23 protein-coding genes are annotated in these 26,222 nt (G+C 68.8%); 6 read left to right on the top strand and 17 right to left on the bottom strand.

The features are described 5' to 3' along the window. Positions 1 to 16: 16 nt before the first annotated feature. From L0M17_RS06475 to mnmA, 5 genes are all read right to left on the bottom strand, one after another. Positions 17 to 1,735, bottom strand: coding sequence for a dipeptide ABC transporter ATP-binding protein (locus tag L0M17_RS06475; protein ID WP_241053044.1), 1,719 nt, complete (start codon positions 1,733 to 1,735; stop codon positions 17 to 19). Then, entirely contained in the window at positions 1,732 to 2,796 is a 1,065-nt protein-coding gene (locus tag L0M17_RS06470; RefSeq protein WP_241053042.1) for an ABC transporter permease, read from the bottom strand. The genes L0M17_RS06475 and L0M17_RS06470 overlap by 4 nt, the downstream gene beginning before the upstream one ends. Continuing rightward, positions 2,796 to 3,884, bottom strand: a complete 1,089-nt coding sequence (locus L0M17_RS06465; RefSeq protein ID WP_241053040.1) for an ABC transporter permease — start codon at positions 3,882 to 3,884, stop codon at positions 2,796 to 2,798. The genes L0M17_RS06470 and L0M17_RS06465 overlap by 1 nt, the downstream gene beginning before the upstream one ends. 118 nt (positions 3,885 to 4,002) lie before the next feature. Next, positions 4,003 to 5,637 (bottom strand): ABC transporter substrate-binding protein, encoded by a 1,635-nt coding sequence (locus L0M17_RS06460; protein ID WP_241053037.1) that lies wholly within the window; start codon positions 5,635 to 5,637, stop codon positions 4,003 to 4,005. Positions 5,638 to 5,853: 216 nt separating this feature from the next. Continuing rightward, entirely contained in the window at positions 5,854 to 7,002 is a 1,149-nt protein-coding gene (gene mnmA, locus L0M17_RS06455) for a tRNA 2-thiouridine(34) synthase MnmA (protein WP_308196823.1), read from the bottom strand. 107 nt (positions 7,003 to 7,109) lie between these two features. On the opposite strand from mnmA, the gene L0M17_RS06450 reads away from it, so the two are divergent. Continuing rightward, positions 7,110 to 7,247 (top strand): hypothetical protein, encoded by a 138-nt coding sequence (locus L0M17_RS06450; RefSeq protein ID WP_241053034.1) that lies wholly within the window; start codon positions 7,110 to 7,112, stop codon positions 7,245 to 7,247. A gap of 22 nt (positions 7,248 to 7,269) precedes the next feature. Here the strand turns inward: L0M17_RS06450 and L0M17_RS06445 are convergent, their stop codons facing one another. Beyond that, entirely contained in the window at positions 7,270 to 8,478 is a 1,209-nt protein-coding gene (locus L0M17_RS06445) for a cysteine desulfurase family protein (protein ID WP_241053033.1), read from the bottom strand. Between the two features lie 82 nt (positions 8,479 to 8,560). On the opposite strand from L0M17_RS06445, the gene L0M17_RS06440 reads away from it, so the two are divergent. Further along, positions 8,561 to 9,532 carry a J domain-containing protein gene (locus tag L0M17_RS06440; protein WP_241053030.1) on the top strand — a complete coding sequence of 324 codons (972 nt, stop codon included), beginning with the start codon at positions 8,561 to 8,563 and terminating at the stop codon, positions 9,530 to 9,532. A 31-nt stretch (positions 9,533 to 9,563) separates the two neighbouring features. After that, positions 9,564 to 10,031, top strand: coding sequence for a tRNA (cytidine(34)-2'-O)-methyltransferase (locus tag L0M17_RS06435; protein ID WP_241053028.1), 468 nt, complete (start codon positions 9,564 to 9,566; stop codon positions 10,029 to 10,031). Between the two features lie 33 nt (positions 10,032 to 10,064). Here L0M17_RS06435 and L0M17_RS06430 read toward each other — a convergent pair whose 3' ends face one another. The 4 genes from L0M17_RS06430 to L0M17_RS06415 all read right to left on the bottom strand — a co-directional run bounded on the left by L0M17_RS06430 (position 10,065) and on the right by L0M17_RS06415 (position 14,658). Further along, a complete protein-coding gene (locus L0M17_RS06430) occupies positions 10,065 to 10,790 on the bottom strand; it encodes a PIG-L deacetylase family protein (protein ID WP_241053025.1) in 726 nt (241 codons plus the stop codon). A gap of 38 nt (positions 10,791 to 10,828) precedes the next feature. After that, positions 10,829 to 11,785, bottom strand: a complete 957-nt coding sequence (locus tag L0M17_RS06425; RefSeq protein ID WP_241053023.1) for an electron transfer flavoprotein subunit alpha/FixB family protein — start codon at positions 11,783 to 11,785, stop codon at positions 10,829 to 10,831. Between the two features lie 13 nt (positions 11,786 to 11,798). Further along, on the bottom strand, positions 11,799 to 12,599 hold the full coding sequence (locus L0M17_RS06420; protein WP_241053020.1) for an electron transfer flavoprotein subunit beta/FixA family protein: 801 nt from the start codon (positions 12,597 to 12,599) through the stop codon (positions 11,799 to 11,801). A gap of 334 nt (positions 12,600 to 12,933) precedes the next feature. Beyond that, the gene (locus L0M17_RS06415; RefSeq protein WP_241053016.1) at positions 12,934 to 14,658 is read right to left on the bottom strand and encodes a S1C family serine protease; all 1,725 of its coding nucleotides are present in this window, start codon (positions 14,656 to 14,658) and stop codon (positions 12,934 to 12,936) included. A gap of 306 nt (positions 14,659 to 14,964) precedes the next feature. Between L0M17_RS06415 and L0M17_RS06410 the strand changes: the two genes are divergently transcribed. Both L0M17_RS06410 and L0M17_RS06405 read left to right on the top strand, forming a co-directional pair. Beyond that, on the top strand, positions 14,965 to 16,989 hold the full coding sequence (locus tag L0M17_RS06410; RefSeq protein ID WP_372497994.1) for a TPM domain-containing protein: 2,025 nt from the start codon (positions 14,965 to 14,967) through the stop codon (positions 16,987 to 16,989). Positions 16,990 to 17,055: 66 nt separating this feature from the next. Further along, positions 17,056 to 17,856, top strand: coding sequence for a PspA/IM30 family protein (locus L0M17_RS06405; RefSeq protein ID WP_241053015.1), 801 nt, complete (start codon positions 17,056 to 17,058; stop codon positions 17,854 to 17,856). A gap of 201 nt (positions 17,857 to 18,057) precedes the next feature. Here the strand turns inward: L0M17_RS06405 and L0M17_RS06400 are convergent, their stop codons facing one another. Next, the gene (locus tag L0M17_RS06400; RefSeq protein ID WP_241053014.1) at positions 18,058 to 18,348 is read right to left on the bottom strand and encodes a hypothetical protein; all 291 of its coding nucleotides are present in this window, start codon (positions 18,346 to 18,348) and stop codon (positions 18,058 to 18,060) included. A 43-nt stretch (positions 18,349 to 18,391) separates the two neighbouring features. Next, positions 18,392 to 21,427, bottom strand: a complete 3,036-nt coding sequence (mobF, locus tag L0M17_RS06395) for a MobF family relaxase (RefSeq protein ID WP_241053012.1) — start codon at positions 21,425 to 21,427, stop codon at positions 18,392 to 18,394. Positions 21,428 to 22,723: 1,296 nt separating this feature from the next. On the opposite strand from mobF, the gene L0M17_RS06390 reads away from it, so the two are divergent. Further along, positions 22,724 to 23,401, top strand: a complete 678-nt coding sequence (locus L0M17_RS06390; protein WP_241053011.1) for a DUF1345 domain-containing protein — start codon at positions 22,724 to 22,726, stop codon at positions 23,399 to 23,401. 168 nt (positions 23,402 to 23,569) lie between these two features. On the opposite strand, the gene L0M17_RS06385 is transcribed toward L0M17_RS06390, so the two are convergent. From L0M17_RS06385 to L0M17_RS06365, 5 genes are all read right to left on the bottom strand, one after another. Next, the gene (locus tag L0M17_RS06385; RefSeq protein ID WP_241053007.1) at positions 23,570 to 24,460 is read right to left on the bottom strand and encodes a diacylglycerol/lipid kinase family protein; all 891 of its coding nucleotides are present in this window, start codon (positions 24,458 to 24,460) and stop codon (positions 23,570 to 23,572) included. After that, complete coding sequence (locus L0M17_RS06380) at positions 24,457 to 24,651, bottom strand: hypothetical protein (protein ID WP_241053005.1); 195 nt, start codon at positions 24,649 to 24,651, stop codon at positions 24,457 to 24,459. The genes L0M17_RS06385 and L0M17_RS06380 overlap by 4 nt, the downstream gene beginning before the upstream one ends. A gap of 11 nt (positions 24,652 to 24,662) precedes the next feature. After that, entirely contained in the window at positions 24,663 to 25,136 is a 474-nt protein-coding gene (locus tag L0M17_RS06375; RefSeq protein ID WP_241053002.1) for a hypothetical protein, read from the bottom strand. 44 nt (positions 25,137 to 25,180) lie between these two features. Continuing rightward, on the bottom strand, positions 25,181 to 25,477 hold the full coding sequence (locus L0M17_RS06370; protein WP_308196822.1) for a LapA family protein: 297 nt from the start codon (positions 25,475 to 25,477) through the stop codon (positions 25,181 to 25,183). 234 nt (positions 25,478 to 25,711) lie between these two features. Beyond that, positions 25,712 to 25,876, bottom strand: a complete 165-nt coding sequence (locus L0M17_RS06365) for a hypothetical protein (RefSeq protein ID WP_241052999.1) — start codon at positions 25,874 to 25,876, stop codon at positions 25,712 to 25,714. Positions 25,877 to 26,222 lie beyond the last annotated feature (346 nt).

Genomic DNA, 26,222 nt, shown 5'->3' with positions numbered 1-26,222 from the left:
CCGTTTCCCGCTCGGATCAGCCGCCCAGCAGTGCGCGGTGCGCGACGCGGCGTTCTGCCTGCTGAACGGGGTCGGGGACGGGCAGCGAGGCGATGAGCCGCTTCGTGTACGCGTCCTGCGGATTGTTCATGACGCGGCTGCCGATCCCCTGCTCGACGAGCCTGCCCTTATAGAGCACCCCAACCCAGTGGCTCAGCTGGTCCACGACCGCGAGGTCGTGGCTGATGAACAGGGCAGCGAAGCCGAGCTCGGCCTGGATCTCTCGGAAAAGCTCGAGCACCTTGGCCTGGACCGAGACGTCCAGAGCCGAGGTCGGCTCGTCCGCCACGAGCAGGCGCGGCTCGAGCGCGAGCGCACGGGCGAGCGAGGCGCGCTGGCGCTGCCCACCGGAGAGCTCGTGCGGGTACCGCGACGCGTACGACGCCGGGAGCTGCACCGATTCGAGGAGCTCGCCGACCCGCCGACGCAGCTGGGCCGGCTGGGGGCGCAGGTGCACGACGAGCGGCTCAGCGACGCATTCGCCGATCGTCAGCTGCGGGTTGAACGAGGCCGCCGGATCCTGGAACACGAACCCGATCTCCTTCCGCAGCGGCCGGAAAGACCGCTCGCGGAACCCGACCATCTCGTGCCCGAGGACCTTCAGGCTCCCGCCCGTGGCCCGGTTGAGCCCGGCGATCGTGCGCCCGATCGTCGTCTTGCCCGACCCGGACTCGCCCACGAGTCCGAACACCTCGCCGGCGGAGACCGTGAACGAAACCCCTTCGACGGCACGGAAGGCGGGGGAGCCGAGCCGGCCCGGGTAGACGATCTCGAGCCCCTTGGCCTCGACGAGGACCTCCCCGCCCTGGTGCAGCCGCTCGGTCGCGCCCTCGGAGGCGGAGTCGCGCCCGAGATGCGGCACGGCGGCCAGGAGCTGGCGGGTGTAGTCCTCGCGCGGCTCGGCGAAGAGCTTCCGGACCGGCGCCTCCTCGACCACCTCGCCCTGGTACATGACCACGACCCGGTCGGCCAGGTCCGCCACGACGCCCATGTTGTGGGTGATGAGCACGATCGAGGTCCCGTACAGGTCCCTCAGGTCCCGCAGGAGCTCGAGGATCTCCGCCTGGACGGTGACATCGAGCGCCGTCGTCGGCTCGTCGGCGACGATGAGCTCGGGATCGAGCGCGAGCGCGGCCGCGATGACCACGCGCTGCTTCTGGCCGCCCGAGAACTGGTGGGGGTAGTAGTCCACCCGCTTCTCCGGATCCGGGATGCCCACCTTCCGCAGCGCCTCGATGGCCCGCTCTCGGGCCTCCTTGCGGCCCACCCGGTGGCCCTCTCCGCCCCCGCCCTGCCGCGCCCTGTGGGCGCGGATGCCCTCCATGATCTGCCAGCCCACGGTGAAGACGGGATTGAGCGCTGTCGAGGGCTCCTGGAACACCATGGCCACGTCCCGGCCACGCAGCTCGCGCAGCTTCGCGGCGGTGATCGAGACGACGTTCTGGCCCTTGATCACCACCGCGCCCGAGCTCGTGGCGGTCTCGGGCAGGAGGCCGAGGATCGTCTTCGCGGTCACGGTCTTGCCCGAGCCGGACTCGCCGACGACGGCGACGACCTCGCCCGCCTTCACGTCCAGGCTCACACCGCGCACGGCGCGGACTTCCCCCGCATCCGTTGCGAACGAGACCTCGAGGTCATCGATGTCCAGCACGGTCTCCGGCTGTGCCGCGGGACGCACGTCAAGCTGTTCGCTCACGCCTGGCCTCCTTCTTGGCCGCTTGATGCTTCGGTGCTCGCCGCATAGCCCGGTACGGCACCTGTCTGCGGCGCCCCAGACTCGGAGGTGCCCGCCGTCGTCGTGCGCTGTCTGCGGCCGCGGCCGCGCGTGCGCAGCCGCGAGTCGGCGAGGTCATTCATGCTCTCGCCCACGAGCGTGAGGCCGAGCACCGTCAGCACGATTGCAAGGCCAGGGAACACGCCGGTCCACCAGATGCCGGCGGTGACGTCGCTGATCGCCTTGTTGAGGTCGAAGCCCCATTCGGCGGCGCTCGTAGGCTCGATGCCGAAGCCGAGGAAGCCCAGGCCTGCGAGAGTCAGGATCGCCTCGGAGGCGTTGAGCGTGAAGATGAGCGGGATGCTCCGTGTCGCGTTGCGGAAGATGTGCCGCGCCATGATCCGCCAGCTCGACGCACCCAGGACCTTCGCCGACTCCACGAACGGCTCGGCTTTGAGGCGAATGGCTTCCGCGCGCACGACGCGGAAGTACTGCGGAATGAAGACGACCGTGATCGAGATCGCGGCCGCAAGAATGCCGCCCCACAGGCTCGACTGCCCGTGGCTGATGACGATCGACATGACGATCGCGACGAGAAGCGACGGGAACGCGTAGACGGCGTCGGCGACGACAACGAGGACGCGATCGAGCCATCCGCCGATGTACCCGGAGGCGAGGCCGAGGGCGACGCCGGCGAAGATCGACAGGGCCACCGCGACAACGATGACGAGCACCGCCGTCTGAGCGCCCCACACGACGCGGGAGAACACGTCGAATCCGCCGACAGTGGTGCCCCAGATGTGCTGGGCGCTCGGCGGGTCCTGCGTGGGGAAATCACCCTTGGCGTCCGAGATCTGGGAGAAGCCGTAGGGGGCGATGAACGGTGCGAGGAGCGCCATCAGCAGGAAGACCACCGTGAGCACCAGGCCCGCGATGAGCATCCCGCGCTGCAGGCCCACGCTGTTGCGGACGTGGGAGAGAACGGGCAGTCGTGTCCAGAGCGGCTCGCGCCGCTCGAGCTGCGGAAGGGTCTGCGTGGTCATCAGTACCTCACCCTCGGGTCGATCAGCGCGGCGACGACGTCCACGATGAAGTTGGTCACGGCCACGATCACGGCGAGCAGGACGACGATGCCCTGCACCGCGACGAAGTCGCGGGCCGTGAGGTACTGGGCGAGCTGGAAGCCCAGGCCCTTCCACTCGAATGTCGTCTCGGTCAGGACGGCGCCGCCGAGCAGGAGCGCGATCTGCAGACCCATGACGGTGATGATCGGGATGAGCGCGGGCTTGTACGCGTGCCGCGTGACGAGACGGAACTCGCTCACGCCACGCGAGCGGCCTGCCTCGACATAGTCCCTGCCCAGTGTGCCGATCAGATTGGTGCGCACGAGACGCAGGAACACGCCAGCCGTGAGGAGGCCGAGCGCGAGCGCGGGGAGGATGGCGTGCGACTCGACGTCCCAGAAGGCAGCCATGTTCCCGCTTCGGAGGGCGTCGAGCCAGTAGATGCCGGTCGGCTGGGCGAGGCTTGTCAGGGCGATCTCGGTCGAGGTCGAGGCGCGGCCTGCGACCGGGAGCCAGCCGAGCCACACCGAGAAGACCAGCTTGAGCAGCAAACCCGCGAAGAACACCGGGGTCGCGTAGCTGAGGATCGCGAAGATGCGGAGCACCGCGTCCGGGGTCTTGTCGCGGCGGTGCGCCGCGATCATTCCGAGCGGGATGCCGACGATGAGGGCGACGACGACGGCGTTGATGGCCAGCTCGAGCGTGGCCGAGCCGAACGTGGCGAGCATCTCGGTCACGGCGCGATTGTCCGAGATGGTGCGGCCGAAGTTGCCGGTGAAGATCTGGCCGAGGTATTGGAAGTACTGGACCATGATCGGACGGTCGTAGCCGGCCTCATGGATGCGCTGGGCGAGCTGGTCCGCGGGGAGGCGGCCGCCGAGGGCCGCCGTGATCGGATCGCCCGTGATCCGCATGAGGAAGAAGACCATGGTCACGAGGATCAGGATCGTGGGGAAGATCAGCAGGAAGCGGATGATGAGGTAGGTCGCGAGTCCGCCGCCCTTGCGCTTGGCGGCCGGGGCGGGTACGCCCGCGGCCTCTGGGGGCGTCTCTATGAGTGCAGTCACGGGGGTGTTTCCTTAGCGGGTGGTTCCTTGGCGGGTGGTTCCGAAGGGTGGTTCCTCCGCACAGCAGCGGCGGGACGCTGTGGCATCCCGCCGCTGCTTTGGCTGGGCCGAAGGCCGGTTACTTGCTGAGCACGCCGAGGCGGAACTTGAACGACGGATCGAGCGTCGTGTCGACGCCCTTGACGCTCGTTCCGGCCACGGCAATCTGCGCGCCCTGGAGGAGCGGCAGCGTCGCAAGGTCCTTCGCGACGTCGTCCTGGATCTGTCCGATCTGCTGCTCTCGGGACGACTTGTCCGGGTTGGTGGCCTCCTTGGAGATGAGGTCCTGGACAGTGGTGTTCGAGTAGTGGTTCTTCAGGAAGTTGTTCTCCGTGAAGAACGGCGTGAGGTAGTCGTCCGCATCCGAGTAGTCCGGGAACCACCCGAGCTGGTACATCGGGTAGACGTCCTTCGTGCGGTCCTTCGAGTAGGTCACCCACTCCGTGGACTGGAGGTTGACCTTGAACAGGCCGGAGGCCTCGAGCTGCTGCTTGACGAGCGCGTACTCGTCACCAGAGGACGTGCCGTAGTGGTCCGGGTTGTACTGGAGGTTGATGCTCACGGGCGTCTGGACGCCAGCTGCCTGAAGGGCCTGCTTGGCCTTGTCCATGCTCGGCTTGCCGTTGCCGTCCCCGTACATGCTCTTGAGCGGCGTCGTCGCGCCCGGGAAGCCGTCCGGGACGTACGAGTAGAGCGGCGTGTAGGTGCCCTTGTAGACCTGCTGCGCGATCGCTTCGCGGTCGACGAGATCGGCCATCGCCTGACGGACCGCGAGGGCCTTGGTGGGATCGGCGTTGGGGGTCTTCGCGCCGTACGGCATGGTGTCGAAGTTGAACACGATGTAGCGGATCTCGCCGCCCGGGCCCTTGTAGACCTTGACCTTGGAGTCCTTGGCGAGGCTGTCGACGTCGGTCGCGGTCAGCGAGCGCGACGCGACGTCGATGTTGCCCTGCTGGACGTCGAGCTTGAGGTTGTTCGAGTCCGCATAGTACTTGAGGTTGACCGTGTCCGTCGCGGGCTTTCCGAGCAAGCCCTGGTAGTCCGGGTTCGCCTTGAAGGACACCAGCTGGTTCTTCTGGTAGGTCGTGATCGTGTACTGACCGGCGAAGGCCTTCTTCGAGACGATGTCGTCGTCGCTCATCACCTTGTCGGCCGGGAACACCTTGTGGTCGACGATCGGGCCTGCCGGGCTCGTGAGGACCTGCGGGAAGGTCTGATCGTTGCCCTGCTTGAGGTGGAAGACCACCGTTGTCGGATCCGGCGCGTCCACGCTCGCGAGGTTGCCCAGGAGCGAGGCGGGGCCGTTGGGGTCGTTGATCTTGAGCTGGCGGTCGAACGAGAACTTCACGTCCGTCGAATCGAGCGTGTCGCCGTTGGCCCACTTGAGCCCGCTCTTGAGCTTGACCGTGTAGACCGTCGGGGACGTGAACGAGGCCGAGGTCGCGATGTCGGGCTGGGGGTCCGCGCTGCCGGGCTTCGAGTTCATGACGAACGGGTAGATCTGGTTCATGATCATGAACGAGCCGTTGTCGTAAGAGCCGGCGGGATCGAGGAACGTGACCTTGTCGGTCGTTCCGACGGTGATCGAGCCGCCGCTCGAGGAGCCGCTCTGGGCCGAGCTGCCTCCGGACGGGCCGGTGCAGCCCGTCAGAGCCAGCGCAGAGATGCCGAGGAGCGCTAGGGTGCTCCGTACGGCTGAGGTGGTCTTGCGCATGGGGTTTGGTGACCTTCTCTTCGAAGTTCTGGGCTCGCGTCGCCTGTGATACAGGGCACAGCCCGAGTGCACACAGCATTCAATCACGTTTTCGGCGATCTGAAAGCCTCGTTTGAGGAGATTGAAACGATAGATTCACATCTTGCTGGTCAACCAGCGACAAGAACCCCGTGGAGGAGGACGACGACGGCGCTCAGAGCGGGAAGGGAAGCGGCCTCAGAGAGCGGGGCGCGAGAGCGAGCGCGCGGCGTCGATCGTCGCCTGGCCGAGCACCCTCGTGCCCTGATACAGCACAATGGTCTGCCCGGGTGCGACCCCGCGGAGGGGCGATTCGAGCGTGACGACGAGCACGCCGTCGTCCGCCCCATCAACGCCGCCCGCTTCCTCGCGAGGAACCACCCGCGCCTTGGCCGGCAGAGGCTCTCCGTGTGCGCGCACTTGGGCCGCGCACGCGAACTCCTCCCCCGACGCGGCCTCGGCGAGCGGAACACCCGCCCAGGAGATGCGGATCCCCCGGATCTCATCGACTGCAAGGAGCTGTTCGGGCCCTACGACGACGGCGTTGTCCTTGGGGCGCACCTCAAGGACGAACCTTGGCTTTCCGTCGGGAGCGGGCCGGCCGAGTCGGAGTCCGCGACGCTGCCCCACCGTGAAGGCGTTGGCGCCGCTGTGCTCGCCGACCTTCTGCCCGTTCTCGTCAAGGATGTCGCCCGAGACCATCTCGATCTTGTCGGCAAGCCAGCCGCGCGTGTCGCCATCGGAGATGAAGCAGATGTCGTGGCTGTCCGGCTTCTTGGCGACAGAGAGCCCGCGCCGCTCGGCCTCCGCGCGCACCTCTGCCTTTGTGGGGGTGTCAGCGAGCGGGAAGAGGCAGTGCTCTAGCTGCTCGCGCGTCAGCACGCCGAGGACGTAGGACTGGTCCTTGGCCCAGTCGGCAGCACGGTGCAGCTCGGGATTCCCCTCGGCGTCGCGGATCACCTTGGCGTAATGGCCAGTGCAGACCGCGTCGAAGCCGAGGGCCAGTGCCTTCTCGAGGAGGGCTGCGAACTTGATGCGCTCATTGCAGCGCATACACGGATTCGGCGTCCTGCCCGCTGCGTACTCCGCGACGAAGTCGTCGACGACATCCGCCTTGAACCGCTCGGAGAAGTCCCACACATAGAAGGGGATTCCGAGCTTGTCGCACGCGCGCCACGCGTCGTTCGAGTCCTCGATAGTGCAGCAGCCGCGGCTGCCCGTCCGCAGCGTTCCCGGCATACGGGACAGGGCAAGATGGACACCGACGACGTCGTGCCCCGCCTCTACGGCACGGGCCGCGGCGACCGCCGAATCAACTCCCCCGCTCATGGCTGCCAGAACTCGCACCGGTCTATTCTAGCGGCGGGGGCGGGCCATGCGGAGGCGGGTCATGGACGAACATGGCATGGTGATCGTTGGCGGCGGGCAAGGCCACTGAGGAAGACATTGCTGTCATGAACGTCACCACTCAGCGTTCCCAGAAGGCCCTCAAAGCGCTCATCGCGTCGAGGGCAGCCGTCGACGAGGCCCGCCTCGCCGACCCGACGGTTCCGCTCGCTGAGCTCGCGGCGCGAGGCCCTCTCCTCGCGTGAAGCCCGTTCGTGCCGTGAAGTCCTAACGAACCGACGCCGTCCTGATCGTGCTCTCGTGCCCGGCCATCCCGGCCTGGCGCGCCTGCTCGAAGGCCCGGCCGATGACGGCGAGGAGCGCATCGACGTCGTCGTCGATGGACGACCAGCCGAGGCTGAAGCGCTGAGCACCCCGCGCTTCCTCTTCGGCGAGCCCCATCGCGAGCAGGACGTGCGAGGGCCGCGGGACCCCCGCGGTACAGGCCGAACCTGTCGACGCCTCGACGCCCATCATGTCGAGGAGGAAGAGGAGCGAATCCCCCTCGCACCCGGGGAACGTGAAGTGGGCGATGCCGGGAAGCCGCAGTGCGCCGTCGGACGGGCCGCTCAAACGGGCCTCGGGGACGGCGGCGCGCACTCCTTCGACGAGTCTGTCCCGAAGCGCCGCCAGGCGCGGACCCTCCTGCTCGACCCGCCCAACGGCATCGGTGGCCGCGGCGGCGAACCCCGAAGCACCCGCAGCGTCGAGGGTCCCTGAGCGGAGCCCCCGCTGCTGGCCGCCACCGTGCTGAACCGGAGTGACCGTCGCGTCCCGGCGGACAACGAGGGCCCCCACGCCGACCGGTGCGCCGACCTTGTGCCCGCTGACCGCCATCGTCGCGAGGCCCGATGAAGCGAAATCGAGTGGCACGTGGCCGAACGCCTGGACGGCGTCCGAGTGCATGGGAACACCGTATTCGGCCGCGAGCGCCGAGATCTCGGCCACCGGCTGGAGAGTGCCGACCTCGTTGTTGGCCCACATGACTGCGATGAGGGCAATGCTCTCGGCGTCACGCTCGAGCTCGGCGCGGACCGCGCCGACGCTCGTGGTACCGCTCGCATCGCACGGAAGCCAGACGGCTTCGGCCCCCTCGTGCCGCTCGAGCCACTCGACCGTGTCCATGACCGCGTGATGCTCAATGCTGGAGCACAGAATGCGCTTTCGCCGCGGATCTGTGTCTCGGCGCGACCAGAAGACTCCCTTGACCCCGAGGTTGTCCGCTTCGGTGCCTCCGGACGTGAAGATCACTTCGGACGGGTGGGCACCAAGCGACGCCGCGAGTGACTCTCGCGCGTCCTCGAGCGCGCGCCGTGCCCGCTGGCCGGCTGCATGAAGAGAGGACGGATTGCCTCCGCGGGCAGCCTCCTCGGTGAAGGCAGCGAGGGCATGGGGTGTCACGGGAGTCGTGGCAGCGTGGTCAAGATACACGGGCACCCTTCAACTGTAGGCCCGCGCACGAGGATGCCCCTGCGCCCGTGTGGGAACAGCGGCCGAGTGCGCCGCCTAGGATTGACTCATGACGCCTGGCCTGCCCTCCCACTACGAGGTGCTCGGCGTCCCGGTCACTGCCTCGCTCCAGGAGATCAAGGCCGCCTACCGCCGCGCGGCCCGCGTGCATCACCCCGACCATGGTGGCGATCCGGCGGAATTCCGACGCGTCACCCTCGCCTACGAGGTGCTCTCGGACGCCCAGCGTCGGGAGTCATACAACCGTAGCTACTTCGCGGCGTCCCCCCAACAGGAGCCCGCGGCCCCCGCCTGGAGCGCGGGGCCAGGTGGGACGGACGACGGCGGCGCCCGCCCGCCGTCGTACGCCACCCCAGGATTCGCCGCCCACCGCAGGTCTCCTGGAAGCCGCCCCCAGCGAAACCTCGCCGGCGAACCGGCCGTGTACGAGCCGCCGTTCTCGGAGGGAGCCGTGCCGCTGGTGCCGCGCGACCTGGCTCGGCGGCCCGAACATGGCGAACCGCGGCGACGCGGGATCTTCGGCGCGGGGGCGAGGATCGAGCGAGAGCAGCGGACGGCGGCCCTCATACGACGCAACATCCTCGCGGAGATCCCCTCGGCCCGGCTCGTCAACGGTCTCCGTTCGCCCGACGGAAGCTCGTATGTAGCGCACGCAGTGCTTGCGGGGTACCGGCTCGCGCTCGTCGACTCGATGCTCGTCCCCGTCGGCAACTACGCGTGGGACGGCACTCATCTCCTCCATGGAGGCCGAGCCGCGGCTCCCCCTCTGCTCGCGAGCCAGGTGCGGTACTTCCAGGAGGTGTTTTCCGAGCTCAACGTGCACGGGTTCGTGCTCGTCCAGACTCCGGACCCCAGCCTGCACCAGCCCGTCATCGACGTGCACCGAAGCGTGACGGGCGGGATCAAGCCCCTCAACGCCTCGAAGTTCGTGCGCGAACTCAAGTTCTTCCTCGCCTCGGGGCCACAGCCGAACGTCGTCTACGTGCCGGCTCTCGCCCGGCTGCTGACAGGCCTGCACTAGCCGGGAACCTGCGGCGCCTAGGATGGAGGGCGTGTTCCGCATCCTCTTCTACACCCCCGAGATTCCGGGCAACACCGGCAACGCCATTCGCCTCGCCGCTGTGACCGGGTCAGAGCTCCACCTCGTCGAACCACTCGGCTTCGACTTCGAGGACACGAAGCTGCGGCGTGCGGGACTCGACTACCACGACCTCGCCGTGGTGACCGTGCACAAGAACCTCGACGACGCGTTCGCGGCCCTCCTGCCCTCGCGGGTGTTCGCGTTCACCTCGCACGGTGACACGCCCTTCGCCGACGTCCAATATGCCCCCGGCGACGTCCTGTTCTTCGGCCCCGAATCCGTGGGCCTTCCCGAGGACGTCCTCGCGGACTCCAGAGTCACAGCGTGCGTCCGGTTGCCCATGGTCCCGGCGCGACGTTCCCTCAATCTTGCGAACTCCGCCTCGATCGCCGTGTACGAGGCGTGGCGGCAGAACGGCTACGCCGGCGCGCAGCTCTAGGCGGCCCGCGGCCTCCCGGGCGCTGCAGGCGCGTCAGAATCCAGCGATGGTCTCCGGGGAATTAACCGCGACGATGTGAAAGGCCTCGGCCAGTGCGCCCGGTTCAAGGTCCCCGGCAGCCGCAGTAGCCGCGAGTTTGGCGCGGACAAAGCGTTCCGTGGCCGTGATATCGGGATGCTGGCTCAGATGAACGCGAATCGCCTCGAGCTTCGCCTCCACCTGCTGCGTGATGTCGACGACGTGGTTGATGCGCTCGTCCGGGGCTCCGTACAGCCACAGCCATGGGACGCGGTAGGCAGCGAATCCCGCTTCCTCGAGCTCCGGGTACGCGTACGGGTTCTCGGTAGCGGGATAGATGGCCCGCGTCACGGCCTCGCCGCTCGCGAGGTGATCCGGGTGGGACATCTGGAGGCTCGACCAGTTGCGCTCGGGATGCTGGGCGACGACGATGTCGGGGCGCAGCATCCTGATGAGGCGTACGACGTCGCGCTGCACCTCGTGCGTGGGCTCGAGGTAGCCGTCGGGGTAACCGAGGAAATGCACCTCGCTCACCCCGACGCGAGCGGCTGCCGCGCGCTGTTCGTCGCGGCGCATCGCGACGATCTCAGCACGGTGAGCCGGGTCGAAACCGCCGGCGTCGCCGTCGGTCATGATGCCGTAGTGCACCTCGACGCCCTGGGCCGCCCACGCCGAGACTGTCCCGGCCACGCCGAAGTCCAGATCGTCCGGATGCGCACCGAAGGCCAGGACCTTCCGCACGTCCTGTGGTCCGGGCAGGCCGACCCGAGGAGTGGCCACTAGGCTCGACGCCGCTTGATCTCTTCAGTGGCCTGAGGAAGGACCTTGAACAGATCGCCGACGACCCCGAAGTCCGCGATCTCGAAGACAGGCGATTCGGGATCAGAGTTGACGGCGACGATGACCTTCGCGGTCTGCATGCCAGCCTTCTGCTGGATCGCCCCGGAGATGCCAGCCGAGATATAGAGCTGGGGGGAGACAGTCTTGCCCGTTTGCCCGACCTGGAAGTCGTGGCTGATCCACCCGGCGTCGGTCGCTGCGCGGGAGGCGCCCACCGCGGCACCGAGAGCGTCGGCGAGATCCTCGATCGGCCCGAAGTCGCCGTCGGTCCCCCGCCCACCGGCAACGACGATCGCTGCCTCCGTCAGTTCAGGACGGCCGCTTCGAGGCCGATCCGTGCGGGCGGTGATCCGTGCGGCGCGGGCGAACGCACCTTCCGGGACCTCAATCGCCTTCACGGCAGGGGACGCCGCGACGGGCGCTGGAGCAGCCTCAGCTGCGCCTGGCTTGACGGCGAACACGGCGACCGGGCTCGTAACCTTTGCGCTGACCTCGTAGGAGCCGGCGAGAACCGTCTTGTGGGCAGTCCCGTCCCCTTCAAGGGCGACCACGTCGGTGATGACGCCCGCGTCCAGCCGCACGCCGAGGCGCCCCGCGATCTCCTTGCCCTCGAAGGAGTTGTCGAGGACGACGGCGCCCGGCTGAGCGGCCGACGCGACCGCTGCGAGCCAAGCGGCCTGTGGGGCGACAAGATACCCCGAGAGATCCGCGTCACCGGGCGTGTACACGGTCTCTACGCCGTGCTCGCCGAGCTCGCGCACGACGGCGTCGCTCGGCTGCGTGACGACCGCAGCGGAGATCGGGCCGAGTATGCGGCCCGCGGCGAGGAGCTCGAGCTGCGGCTTCCCAAGGCCCTCGGCAGGAATGACGTCGAGGTAGACGAGTGTTGAAGTCATGGTCATCTCTCCTCTAGACGAGCTTCTGGGCGGCCAGGAAGTCGACGAGCTTCATGCCGGCGTCTCCCTCGTCGGTGATGATGGTTCCCGCCGTGCGCGCGGGCCGGGGCTCGGCCTGCTCAACCCGAGTGAGCGCACCCGCGGAGCCGGTCTGCCCCGCGTCGAGTCCGAGGTCCGCGAGGCTGAACGTCGCTATCTTCTTCTTCTTCGCGGCGAGGATGCCCTTGAAGTTCGGATAGCGCGGCTCGTTGATCTGGTCGGTGACCGACACGACCGCCGGAAGGTCCGCCTCGACGGTGTCGGAGGTCGTCCCGCCGTCCCGGCGGATTACGGCCGTTCGCCCCTCGATCTCGAGGCTCGACGCGAACGTGAGCTGCGGGAGGCCGAGCCGTTCGGCAAGCTGAGCCGGGACGAGCGACGTCTCGCCATCCGTCGAGGCCATGCCCGCGAGCACTAGGTCGATGTCGCCGATCTCGCGGAGCGCCGCAGCGAGCACGAGCGACGTTGCCCATGCATCCGAAGCCGCCAGAGCTTCATCCGTCACGTGAACACCGGACGACGCACCGATCTGGAGCGCCTTCTTGAGGGCGTTGGCTGCGTCCGGGGTTCCCATGGTGAGGGCGATGACCTGGTTGCCGGCCTTCTCGCCGCCGCGGGCCTCGCTCAGTTGGAGCGCGGCTTCGAGCGCGTACTCGTCAAGCTCCGACAGAATGCTCTCCGAGCGCTCTAGCGTGCGGTCCGGACCGATATGACGGTCGAACTGCGCGTCAGGGACGTGCTTGACGAGCACGACGATCTTGAGGGTGTCTCCCACGGTTGAGGACCTTCCGTAGTGTTGCGTCCGTCGCTTGGTGGCGCCCGATGGCGCTGGTTTTCGCGGTCAGACCGCGATTGGCTCCGGCACGCATCGCGCTCCCGGAACCTTAGCTAACCATACGCGTTGGCAGTGACACGCGAAGGGCCAAGCGGACTGCCCGAACCCGCGGAAGCGTCACGGAACGCCACGAAATGTCATGAAACGACGCGGTACGGTTCCCCGTTTCGGCAGAACCGGACCGTCGTCAACGGCAGAAGGCTCCGCTCGCGGTCCTTGTGAGGAACGCGAGCGGAGCCTTCTTGGTGCTACTCAGCACCTTCGGTCCCGGTGATCAGGACGAGGCGGTGCCGACCGTGACATCGACAGTCCTGCTCTGCCCGCTGCGGTTCAGCGTGACCTTCACAGTTGTGCCTGGCGCGGTCTGACGGACCGCAGCAGTGAGGCCACTCGCATCGCTGATCGCGAAGTCACCGAAGTGGGTGATCACATCGCCGGCCTTGATGCCGGCCTTGTCGGCCGGCGAACCGCTCGTAACCTGGGCGACCTGGGCGCCGACGGAGAACGTCGAGTTCGAGTTGCCGCTCGGTGCGGCCGGCTGCACGGACACGCCGAGCTGGCCGTGCGTCGCCTTGCCGGTCGAGATCAGCTCCTGGGCGATGCGCTGGGCGAAGTCGATCGGAATGCTGAATCCGACGCCGATATTGCCGCTCTGGCTCGTGCTGCTCGTGCTGCTGCCAGTCGAGGCGATCGCGACGTTGATCCCGACAAGCTGACCGTTGGTGTTGACGAGCGCACCGCCCGAGTTGCCCGGGTTGATCGCCGCGTCAGTCTGGATCACGTTGATGCTGATCGTGCTCTGAGCCTGCGACTGCTGAGACTGGCCGAACGGAGGCGCAAACTGGAAGCCCTGCCCGCCCTGCCCCTGGCCCTGGCCCTGCGACTGGTCGCTTCCGCCCTGCGGAGCGGCCGACGACGCGACCGAGATTGTCCGGTTGAGCGTCGAGACGATGCCGTCCGTCACGGTGTTGTCGAGGCCGAGTGGCGCGCCGATGGCCACGACCGTGTCGCCGACGTTGATCTTGCTCGAGTCGCCCATCGTGATCGGCGTCAGGTTCGCGCCCTTGATCTGGATGACTGCGAGGTCCGAGAGCGGGTCGGTGCCGACGACGGTCGCCGAGTAGACGTTGCCGTCATTCGTACGAACCTCGATGGTCGGGTTCGCCACCTGCCCGTCGAGCGTCACGACATGGGTGTTGGTCAGGATGTGCCCCGCGTTGTCGAGGACCACTCCTGACCCGGTGCCCTGCGAGTTGCCAGACGTGACACCGATCGTGACAACGCTCGGTGATGCCTTGGCAGCAGCCGCTGTCACAGCATTGACGCTGTTCTGGTTGTTGACGATGACGGGGCTGTTCTGGGTCGTCCCGACAGACGCAGCACGCGGGGCGACAAGAGAGTAACCGCCAGCCGCGACGCCGCCGCCGACGAGCCCCGCCACGAGCATGCCAGCGACGAGCACTCCCGTGCCCCACCGGCGCGGCTGTCCCGAGCGACCTGACGTGGGCGGGGCGAAGGAAGAGCCTCCCTGGCCGCCCTGCCCGTAGGGGTACTGCTGGCCGTAAGGGCCGGACGGCTGCCCATAGGGATTCGTCGGGCGTCCATACGGCGATTGTCCCGGCTGTCCCTGCCCGTACTGGCCCTGCTGCCCTTGGCCCTGCTGTCCCTGCTGGCCGTACTGCCCCTGCTGGGGCGCATGGCCTGGCTGGGCCGGCTGACCGTACTGGCCGTAGCGGGGCGCCGGCTGACCGTACTGTCCTTGGGCGCCGTACTGTCCTTGGGCGGAAGCCGATGAGGGCTGCTGGCCCTGCTGCGACGCGGAGCCCTGGCTCTGCGCCGACGAATGCTGTCCGGAACCCTGGATCGGTGCCGTCGGCGTAGTGTCGGCGCCCGGCCGACCCTCCGCACCGTGCGGGGCAACGCTAGAACGCTCCGGCGCCGCTCCGCCCTCTGTCGCCTGGCCGCGGTCCGGGGCCGGGCTCTCTGGGGTTTCGCTCATGCTCCTCATCCTTTCGTGTCCTGCCTACAACTATGGACCGCGATGCTGTGCGCGACTCATTTGTTTTCTGAGAGGTATCTGGAAGCCAGCCGAAAGCCGAAGCCCCACCTAGAGGCCCAACGATCCTACGTCGTCGCCCGTTCGTCCTGTTCGCTCGGGGCGCACCGGCGACCGGTGGATTCCCGCAGAAAGCCGCCCCTAGAATCGAAACGACACGCCACAGCGGCCCCGCGGCACTTGGCCGAGTTTGGGGGCGCTGAGGCCTTCCGGGGCAACCGATCCCGGAGCCGAGTGAAGGGCTGTGCAGTGCGATCCACGCTGAAGACTCTCCTGACTGCCGTCGGCGCTTTGATGCTCGCGCTGATGCCGGCCGCCGCCCCCGCGTGGGCCACGGACCCCGTGGCAATTCCTTCCGGGAGCAACATTGTCGATCCGAGCGGCGCACTTGGGACACGCAAATCCGATGTGCAGGCGGCGATCTCAGACCTCCTGTCCCAGCACAAGCTGAACCTCTACGTCGTGATCGTCGACTCGTTCACCAACCCGAGTGACCGTGCGGCCTGGGCACAGGCCGTGGCCAAGAACAAGGGGATGGGAACCTCCGATGTGCTCCTCGCCGTCGCGAAGGCGGGCCAGTATGAGCTCGTCGCCAGCACGGCGAACACCAAGGTCTACCCGAAGATCAGCACCATCGCCCAGAACGCGATCACACCCAACCTCGCCAACGGCAAGAAGGACTACGCGCAGGCCGCCGTCGACACCGCGAAGGCGGTCGGCGACGCCGCAGGCGGCGGCAGCGGGGCTGTCTCGTCGGGCATCGACGCGACTCCCCTCCTCGTGGGCGCCGGCGTCGTCGTCGCCGGAGCCGCCGGGGCCTATGCCCTCTCCCGCCGCAGGAAGTCGCGCGCGCTCGGCACCTCGTCGCCAGCCGGCCCCTCCGACCCGCTCGCCGGCGTTCCCGTCGAAGAACTCCGCAAGCGCGCCAGCACGCTCCTGGTCCGGGCGGATGACATCATCAAGTCGAGCGAACAGGAGCTTGGCTTCGCCGAGGCCTCCTATGGCGCAGACGCCGTGGGAAACTTCACGAAGGCACTCGCTGATGCAAAGGCGCAACTGAGCGAGTCCTTCAAGCTTCAGCAACAGCTCGATGACCACATTCCCGACACCGAGCAGCAACAGCGCGCTTGGCTTGGCGAGATCATCAACCGCTCACAGGCTGCTATCCAGTCGCTCTCCGACCAGAAGGCAGACTTCGACGCGCTCCGTGAACTTGAGCGCACGGCTCCTGCCGCCCTCGACAACGTCTCCGGAGGCGTCCAGCAGGCGACCGCCCGACTCGCCGGGGCCGAAAACACCTTGGCCGCCCTCAGCGCACAGTACTCGGAGACCGCCGTCCGCCAGGTGTCCGACAACATCACTCAGGCGAAGGATCGCCTTGCCTTCGTCGAGTCCGCCTCGGCTCAGGCACGCCAGCAGCTCGCGGCCAAGGAGACTGGGCCAGCAGCGGTATCCGTCCGGGCAGCAGAGGAGGCGCTTCATCAGAGCGGTGTCCTTCTCGACGCGATCGACAAGGCCTCAGCCGCCCTCGACACTGCGCGGACGAGCCTTGACGGCGCGATCGCCGACACCGAGAACGACCTCGCCCAAGCCAAAGCCATGGCCCAGGGCCAGCAGCATGCCGAGCTCGCCGGCCCGATCGCTGGCGTCGAGTCCGCCCTCGCTCAGGCCAAGCAAGAGCTCGCTGGACCCAAGGTCGACCCTGTCTCCCTCTTGACGCGCATCGAGAAAGCACACCAACAACTCGACGATGTTCTGGCGGGGGCACGCAACCGAGAACAGCAGGCTCAGCGGGCGGCTGCGGCTCTCCAGCAGGCGATCCGCACTGCGCAGGACACCATCGGAGCCACCAGCGACTACATCGAGGCACGTCGCGGAGGGGTCGGCACGGAGGCGCGCACGCGGCTCGCAGAGGCGCAGCGCAACCTCGACTATGCGCTGAGCATCGCGCAGACTGACCCGACCTCGGCACTTGCCTACGCGCAGCAGGCGACCACGCTTGCGCAGCAGGCAGCCCAAATTGCCCAGCAGGACGTCGAGCAGTTCTCCGGGTTCGGAGGGATCGGCATGGGCGGAGGACGCAGCTACGGCGGCGGAATCGGAGGGGCGATCCTCGGCGGAATCCTCATCGACAACATCCTGCGCGGCGGCCACCACGGCGACGGCTGGGGTGGCGGCGGCTGGGGCGGTGACGGCGGCTTCGGCGGAGGCTTCGGAGGCGGGGGCTTCGGCGGGGACGGGGGCAACTTCGGCGGCGACGGCGGAAGCTTCTGAACGAAAGAGAACAGACCACAACGGGCCGCGGCGTTCATGCCGGGCCAGGGAAGGGAGCACCACACCATGGCAAAGCAGTCGATCTTCGGGCGCATCACACAGTTGGCAAAGGCCAACATCAATGCGCTGCTCGACCAGGCGGAGGACCCCCAGAAAATGCTGGACCAAATGGTCCGCGACTACAGCAACAACATCGCGGAGGCAGAATCCGCGATCGCCCAGACCATCGGCAACCTGCGCATGCTGCAGGACGACCACGCCGAGGACGTCAAGGCCGCCCAGGACTGGGGCAACAAAGCGCTCGCCGCATCTCGGAAGGCCGACGAGTTCCGATCTGCGGGAAATGCCGCTGACGCCCAGAAGTTCGACAACCTCGCGAAGGTGGCCCTACAGCGCCAGATCTCCTCAGAGAACGAGGCAAAGGCCGCGGAGCCGACCATCGCGTCCCAGAGTGAAGTAGTCGATCGGCTCAAGACCGGCCTGGACCAGATGAAGGGCAAGCTCAACGAACTCACCACGAAGCGAAACGAACTCGTGGCCCGGAGCCGGACTGCGGCCGCCCAGACTCAGGTGAACGACGCCCTCAAGAGCATCGACATCATGGACCCGACGAGCGAGGTGAGCCGTTTCGAGGAGAAGGTCCGTCGGGAGGAGGCCAAGGTCCGCGGGCAGCAGGAGTTGGCGGCCAGCAGCCTCGACGCCCAGTTCAACCAGCTCGAGGATCTTGGCGAGCAGACCGAGGTCGAAGCCAGGCTCGCTGCCCTCAAGCAGGGATCCTCGCAGGGAGCCCTCTCCGCCGGGAAGGACGCGCAGACAGCGGACGCCGCAGACCCCGTCGTCGACGAAGCCGACTTCGACAAACTCTGACAGGACTCGTAACTGCCCCAAGAACGCCAAAAGGCCCGGACCGACATTGTCGGTCCGGGCCTTTTACTTGGTTGCGGGGACAGGATTTGAACCTGCGACCTCTGGAAGCCTTGATACAAGGTTGCGGTTTGTATCGAGTGAGACTGGATACTCACGGTTTTCCCGTGATTTCTAGGTGATCCGGTTGGATCACGCCTTCGATTATATGGGGTTGATCGTGGTTCGCTGCTGGTCAATCAGGTGAGTATTCGATGACGGCACGGGGCCGGGTGAGGGGTCCTCGTGGGAGGGGTCCTCGTGGGTGGCTGTGGGGGTGAGTTTCAAGAGCGTTTGAAGTTCAGGGCCGAGGGCGCTCTGACCGTCTGGGTCTTGGAAGGTGGTGCTTTGGACGCCGTTGTCCAAGGGTCTCTCGCTCGGCGCTCCAGGGCCCCGCTCGGCGATCTTGAGGGTGCTGTCGTTGGAGTCGTCTACGAAGAGAGTTCTCACATCCACGTTCCCTTGTGGTCACCTCGCCGCACCTCGTTCGCTGCCTTGCTCAGAGGCTCCGGCCGCCAGCCTCGCTGGCGGGTGTCTGACGTCGGATGGTCGGGCCCCCGGCGTCGGCCAGCTGGGCCTTGCTGGCAGCGACCCTCCGCGCCTCGGCTGCATGGGTGCGCTCGATGCGGGCGACGGCGTCGCGAGGGGTCAACGATCTCAGCGCTTCGGCCTCGGTTCGCGCGTCTTGGGCGGCCTTTGTCCAACGAGGGGCTTCGCGGTCGGGGTTGGCGCGTTCGTACCGCGCGGCTGCCCGGCGGACGTGCTCGACGCCGAATACGCGGGCCATGGCGGCCAGTCTTTCCTCCCTGAGGAACAGTGTCGGGCGGCGTGTGCCCGTCGCGGCGAGAAGGTCGGTGACTTCGGCCCATTGTGCGGCGGTGCGCTCGGCGGCCTCGGCGCGGGCGACGAGAGCGGCGATTTCGTCTCGTACACGATTGGCTGGGCCGTCGTCGGCGAGCCCGCGGATCGCCTCCGCCGCACGTTCGCCGGCGACGGCGAGGCCGCGGTCGGCGCGGTCGCGTTCCATCGCAGCGATGAACTGTTCCCGGGCGTCGGCGGGGTTCTCGGCGACGACGTGCAGCAGGTTCGTCTGGCGGCCGCGGGTCATGCCGACGTAGACGGCCGCCGCGCTGGTCTGGTCGGTGAGCAGCGTGTGCGAGGCCGCGACGGTCGTGCCCTGGACGCCGTAGGCGGTCGCCGCGTAGGAGAGGTGCGCATGCTCGGCCACGTAGCCGGCCGGGAGGTGGACGCTGGTGCTGTGCCTTCGGCCCGTGCCCGCCTCGCGCGCCCAGAGCGACCCGTCGGCGTCGACCTGCTGGACGGTCCAGGTCTGCCGGTTGGCGACCCCGAGCCGGGCGTCGTTGCGTCGGGTCTGGACCAGGTCGCCGGCGCCGATGCTCAGCCCGTCGCTGCCGGTGGCTGTGCGAGCGTCGTCGACGATGCCCTGCTCTACTAGGCGGGCGCGGATGCGCTCGTTGAGGGCGGTGGCCTCCTCGACGGTCGCGACAGTGATCGCCTCGCCGTCCCGGGCGGTGCCGGCGATGTGCGCCTGGGCGTCGGTCTTGCTCGCGTGGATGCGGACGAGTCCGAGCACGGCGAGCTGGTCGAACACGGCGCCGGGGTCGTGGCCGTCGCGGATCGCGAGCGTGAGGTCCGCGTAGGCGGGATCGGCGAAGCGGTGCACGCTGGTCATCTGCCAGATGCGGCCGCGGAGCTGGGCTGCCATGTCGAGCACTCCCCCGCGGCCCACCGCCGGGAGCTGCGCGCGGTCGCCGACCAGCGCGACGCTCGCTCCCGACTCCCTGGCAACGGTGAACAGGGCGAGGGCGCTGTCCTGGTCGAGCATCCCGGCCTCGTCGACGACAATCCGCTCGCCACGATCGATCCGCGCGGCGGTGGACGGGCCGTCGTAGCTGCGTCCGGTCTCGGGGTCGATCGCGCCGCGGGCAAGGCGGGTCCAGACGCCGTCGTCGTTCCACCGCCAGCCGTGCGCGTGCACGAGGGCGGCAACCGAGTCCGCGGGCACGCCGAGTTCCTCGGCCACGACCTGGGCGGCCTTCTTCGTCGGGGCGAGCACGCGCACCCGGCGCCCGTCACGCTCGGAGGCGGCGATCGCGGCGGCGAGCATCGTCGTCTTCCCCGCACCGGCCGCGCCCTCGACGACGACGAGCGGATCCGCCGAGGCAACAGCCGCGGCCGCGGCGCGCTGGTCCGGATCGAGGCCGTCGGCCTGGGCGAGGTGGCCGAGGTCGGGACGCTCGGGCTCGGCGTCGGCGCGGGCGGCGAGGAGGTCGCGGAGCCTCGTCTCGGCTCCGACCACGCGGACGCTCGTGAGGTGTGCGACGTGCTCCCGCGCTCGCTCGCCGGGCGGCAGGAGCGAGAAGCAGTCCTCCAGGGCGAGCCGGGTCGCGAGCCCGACGAACTCCCGCAGCTCGTCGCCGGCTGCTTGCACGCCGTGCTCGGTCACCAGGTGCGTGATGTGCTCGGTGACCGTGTGCATGGTCCATGCCGAGGCGCGGGCGGCGCAGCGGTCGAGGGCGCGGGCTGCGATCTTCTCGATCGAGAGGTCCTCGAGCGCAACCACCGTGGGCCGGGCCGGTCGCGTCAGGGTTGCGGGGTCGTATCCGGCCTGGCGGAGTTCGGCGACCCACGCGGCCTCCTCGACGAGGCTGGCCGGTTTCTTCGCGGGCCGCTCGTGCGCCCACGCCTTCGCCTGCAACCGCGCGGCGACCACCGGCCCGGGCGTCACGCCGGGGTGCGCGGCCTCCCATTCGGCGGTCAGGCGGTCGAGGTTGCGCTCAACCTGCGCGGCCCGCTTGCTCATCACCGCATTGAACGGCCGCAACTCGGCGACCTCGCCGGTGACCGGATCCAGCGTCAGCCCGTGCCGGTCCAGCACCCCTGCCAGCACCGGATGAGCGGCGATCACCGCGGTGCCGAGCGCGCGGATTGCGCCCTGCTGCGCGAACAGCGCCGCCGTGTCGAGGGCACGCCAGGCACCGGCCGCGCGCACGCGGGCGCCGATCTGGAGGTGGATGTGCCGGTGCGGGTCCCCTGCACGGCTCGTGCGGTGCGCGACCGCGACGGTATGCAGTTCCTCGACCGGCACGACCTCCTGCGCGCCGCGAGGCCCGACCCGTGTCGCCGAATGGATGGCGAGCCAGCGGCGGATCTCCGCGGCGGCGTCCCGCTGCGCGACGTCGAGTGCGGCCGACACCCCGGGGTGCAGGGCCGCGGCGATGGAGAGGGACTTCGGGGCATTGACCACCATCTCCGCGAACCGCGGCGACCCCTGACGGTCATTGCCCGGCCTGCGCGGGACCCCCAGCTGTTCCCCGGTCAGCGGGTGCGCCCAGTCCACCCACGCCGCGTACGCCTCCGGGGCGAGGTCACGGATCGCCGTGACCTCGCCGCCGGGGCCGAGCTGGACGAACTCGGCAACGCTCGCGTCGGCGAGGTAGTACTCGTCGGCGCGCGAGCGATCGGATTCAACGTACCGGCGCGCCGCCGCCCCGTCCCCGCGGAACAGCGTCACACCGCCTTTCACGCCCGCCTCCCTCACCCCTGTGAGGGACAGGTGCGCAGCGCCTACCGGCGGTAGCATGCGTCCATTCAGAAGAAGCCTGTGATGTCTCAGGACATACCGGACAGTTCTGCATCAGGACATCTCGGACATTTCATGTCTCAAGACATCGTGGACACTTCGGGGCGGGCTGCGCGGTTGCAGCGAACGTAGCCGACGTGTTTCACGCCGGGTTCGGGGAGCGGGTGCTCGCCAACGAGTTCCCCGGTGCGTGTGCTCCAGAACGTCACGGTCGCCTTGACTACGAGGATGTGGAGTTCTTCGCCGATGTGTTCATTGCCGATCCCCGTAGACGACGTTGCGGACGCTCACGCGGCCGTCCGTGCGAACGGTGCGGCGGTATTCGCCGTCCGGTTGCTGGTCTCTCGAGCGGAGCGCTTCGGTGATGTTCCTGGTTCCAGCGCGGCACGCACCTGGACCGCCTGCTGCCTCACGTCAACAGCGATGGTACGGGGGCTGGTCTTCGGACGCTTGGACTTCGGCGCGAGAACGGCGGCTTGCCCCTCCTCCTTGGCGCGGTCGCGGAGCGCGTAGAACGTGCTCCTTGCGATGTCATGCTCAGCGCAGAACGTCGTGACCGTGCCCCTGGGGGCGTCATCGGGCCAGCGCGCGATCGCGAGTCGGATACGGGGGTCAACTGGTGGATTCGGCTTCGGGCACTCGGTCTATTCGACCGCAGAAGTGTCCACACCAGAGACCCCAGAACTGTCCGGGATGTGTTGACGCCCGAGTGTCCGAGATCTCCTGAGACATAACACATTCCCAGAGACACATTCCCGGAGGCGGTGAATATGCCGGGGCCGGAGGGTGCTCGCCGACTTACGAAGACTTCAACGTTCAGCACCTTCCGTCTCCGGCATAGGGAGCCCCGCGTGTGTCAGGTGGCCTCGGTCGACTCGCGTACAAGCAGAGCGACGAGGTTAGTGCAGATGAGTTTCGAGAACGCCGCCCGTGCGACCTCAATGCGGCGATGCGTAAGCGTGTGACAGGCAGCGTTCCCTCGTCCTGCATGTAGATTCGAGCGCTCATTGGCGGCTTTCCGCGATCGGTAAATGGCGGTCTGCTGGGGCGGACCGTGCCGCGCGCTGGATGGCCCAGCCTTCAACCTCCTGGACGAGTACGGCTCCGCCGGCCCCTCCCTCGCCGGCCTTCAGAGCACCGAGACTGAGCCGGGACCGGCTGCTCGGGAGGGCAGCGGGCCGGGAGGGGCCGGCGATTCGGTGGCCTGACCCGTGCGATGATCGGGCTATGGGCGCTTCTTCTGCGGCTTTCGAGGATCGGACCCGGAACTTCGACTCGCTCCCGCACCATTCCCGGCTGAGGCTGGCGGTGATGCTCGCCGTCGGGCTGGCCGCGGCGGTGGCAGTGGGCGTCTTGGAGAACTGGGCGTACGCGCCCGCGCTGGGCTGGGCAGCCGCCTCGGCCACCTACCTGGTCTGGGTCTGGGCCATCATCGGCCGCCTCGACGCCTCGGCCACGGCGGCCCACGCACGCCGGGAGGACCCCGGCCGCGGGTTCTCCGACGCCCTGGTCCTGGCCGCCACCCTGGCCAGCTTCGCCGGGGTCGCCCTGATCCTGCTCGAGGCCTCAAGCGCTCAGGCGCATGCCAAGGACGCTATCGTGGCCCTGGCCCTGGGCAGCATCGCCCTGTCCTGGCTCCTGGTGCACACCCTGTTCGCCCTCCGCTACGCCTCGATCTACTACCGCGATGGGGCAGGGGTGGACTTCAACGAGGACAAGCCGCCGCGGTACATGGACTTCGCCTACCTCTCCTTCACCGTGGGCATGACCTTCCAGGTCTCGGACACGGACCTGAACACGGACCCGGTTCGCGGGACGGTGCTGCGGCAGGCCCTCCTGTCCTACCTCTTGGGGGCGATCGTGCTGGCCACCACCATCAACCTCGTCTCCGTCCTCATCCACTGACCGCGCAGCCAGTGGAGCCCCTTCTCCATCGCCTGCTGCAGCAGGCGCCGCAGCCAATGGGGCGCGGACGCACCGAGTGCGGCCGTGCCGAGGGCACGACGCGGCAGGCAGCGGCAGCGGCGGGGTTGATGGGGAGCGACGACGGTGCCCGCGGACCGCTCAGCGGCACTAGCCCAGGGTCGCCAGGGCCTGGTGCGCGGATTCGACGAGGACGGGGGTGCCGGCTCCGACGTCCATGAGCTCCCCGTCGATCTGCAGGGGGATGGCCTCGGTGCTGGTGAAGCTGTAGCTTGGGACGCTCTCTTGGGCCCGGAGCCCGACGGTGACGGCCCGCAGGGCCATGAGCCCGATGCGCCACTTGGCCGCGTGGGGCAGGAGGAGGACTTCGAATCTCCCGTCCTCCGGGTAGCCTGCTTCGCTGAGCCGGCCGTACTTGGCGATCCGGGCGATGTTGGCCAGGATCAGGCTGTCCAGGACGGCCCTGGCCCCGTCGGGGCGGGTGATCTCGATCGGCGCCAGGGCGGGCAGTGCCCGGGCCACGGAGAGCAGTTCGGCGAAGCGGCCCTTGACGCCTTCCTCGATGCCGATGGCCATGAGGGGGGTGAGCCCGAAGCCCACGTAGGAGTGGGCGTGGCGGGACCACGCCCGGGGGCCCTCCCCGACGGTGAGGCGGAGGAGGTCCATGCGGCGGACTTCGCCGCGGACGATCGCCTCGGCGAGGGGCAGGGTGCGGGTGCTGCGGCGGTGGTCGTTGGCGTTGCCGGCGCCCATGACGGCGCACACCGCCGTCCCGCCGGCGTCCATGGCGCCGTTGACGACGTCGTTGTACCCGCCGTCTCCGCTGATGGAGACCAGCAGCGGGCGGCTGCCTCCGGCGGCCCGTGCCAGGGCCCGGCCGTGGCCGGGGAAGGCCGTGGGGTACAGGCCCAGCGGCACAGCGGGCAGGCGCGCACCCAGCTCGGCGCGCAGCTCCTTGGCCAGACGGGCCGCGTCCGGGCTGGAGGGGTTGTAGACCAGCAGGATCCTGTCGAAGGCTTCTGCTGCGCCACGGCGTGTCAACCTCGGCCGCTGTGCTCCTGGGCGGCGGGGGTCCCGCCCCCGCGGGGGGCGGAGGGGGCGTGTCCGCCCTCGTTGTCCCAGGCCTCGTCCTCGGCCTCGGTCTCGGCGCCGGGGGCCTGCTCGGGGGCGGGCTGGGGAATCTGGTCGGTTCCGGGCTGCCGCGGGCCCTTCGCGCTGCGGGTTTCGTCCATGGTTTCCCTCCTCAGGGGCCGAAGTCGATGGCGGCCGCCGCCTCGGCCACGCGCAGGATCCGCTCGCGCTCGGCCTCGTCCAGGTCCGCCCGCGCTTGGCGGGCGAGCTCCTTCTGCGCCAGGGCCGCCAGGGTGGCGGTGCGCACGATGGTCCCGACGACGCGCGCCAGGCCGTTCCTGAGCTCCTGGAGGTTGGTGCCGGTGATCAGCAGCCGGCGGTCCGCGAGCCGCAGGCCCGCCTGGCCGAAGCCGGCCTCCTCCAGATGCCGCTGGGTGGCTTCGTCGTGGATAGATTCGATCTCCAGGGGATCCGGGCGTCGGGAGAGGGACGCGGTGACGGTGTACCGCTGGGGGCCCTCGGGGGTGAGGGTGTCAGAGGGAAGCGAGCTGAGGACGATGCCGGTTACCCGGAGGGGATCCCCCGGGCCCGCGGCGTCGCCCGATGCGGCGGGGAGGCCCTCGGCGTGTTCTGGGATGGTGTGCATGGTTCTTCCTGGACTGTGGCGCCGGTGCCGGCGCCGGGGTGGAACTACGGCTTGGTGCCGGCCTTGCGTGCCCTGCGGGCGTTGGACCTGAGCTGGACGATCCGGGCCGCGCCGGCCGCGGCGACCAGGATCCCGCCGCCGACGGCGGCGATCAGCAGCGCCACGCCTAGGGCGACGGTGCCCTCCAGGCCCAGGAACAGGACCCTTGCGGGCTGCTGGTTCTGCAGGATGAAGACGATCAGCAGCACCAGGGCCAGCAGGGCGACCACGGCGGCGGCCCACACCATCGCGGCCCTGGTGGTTGGGGGATTCTTCGCGCGGGCCGGGGAGGGGGCCGGCATGGACCCGGGTGCTGCCCCGCCCCGGGCTGTGGCTTCAGGCGGGCCTTCCGGTCCTTCCGGGCCCGCGGGACTGACCGGTACAGAGGCCATGACGCCCCCCCTTCTGGCGGGTCGGCGCCCGGGCCGGTCTGCGGCTCCTGGGGCCCGATCCCCTGGCATCAGGCTACGCCCGAAACCGGCCGGAGGGCAGGGGATGCGACGGGGCTCCTTCCATCGGAACCGGTGCCGCCCCCCTCACCGCACCGAGGACACCGGCCCAGGGCCGGGCCGGTGCCAGTGGGCCCCTCCGGTGCGCACGGCGGCCGGGGAGATCGCGGCGACCGGGGCGGGGATGACCCCCGCGAACGCCTCCCGCGGGGCGGCGTGGCTTTGACTGTCTTGGCGGGACCAACGCGTCATGAACCTGCACGATTCCCTCCCAGCCGGGGCCCGCTGAGAGGCAGTGACCGGCCCTGGTTCCCCGACGTGCGCTTGCCTCGCAGGCAGGAACCGGTAGGACCCCGGGCCCTCGTGCCGATCGCGGTGCAGACGCTGCCGAATCGGACACGCCGTGGAGGTGATGTATCAGCCATCAGCTACGGTCCTTGCCACGCACGACCGACGCCGGTCGTTCTGCCGGCTGGAAGACATCGTCCCCTGCGCGGCGCCGCGCGGGCTCCCGACCGCAAGCATCACTCGCGCCCTCCTCTCGATGGCCGGGGTCGCGATCCAGGTGACGGGCCGGAGGAGGGCCCCTTGGGGGAGC

It is taken from the genome of Sinomonas terrae (assembly GCF_022539255.1).
GTDB lineage: Bacteria > Actinomycetota > Actinomycetes > Actinomycetales > Micrococcaceae > Sinomonas > Sinomonas terrae.
Note: the sequence above shows the minus strand (reverse complement) of the source record. Positions and strands in the feature narration are given on the sequence as shown.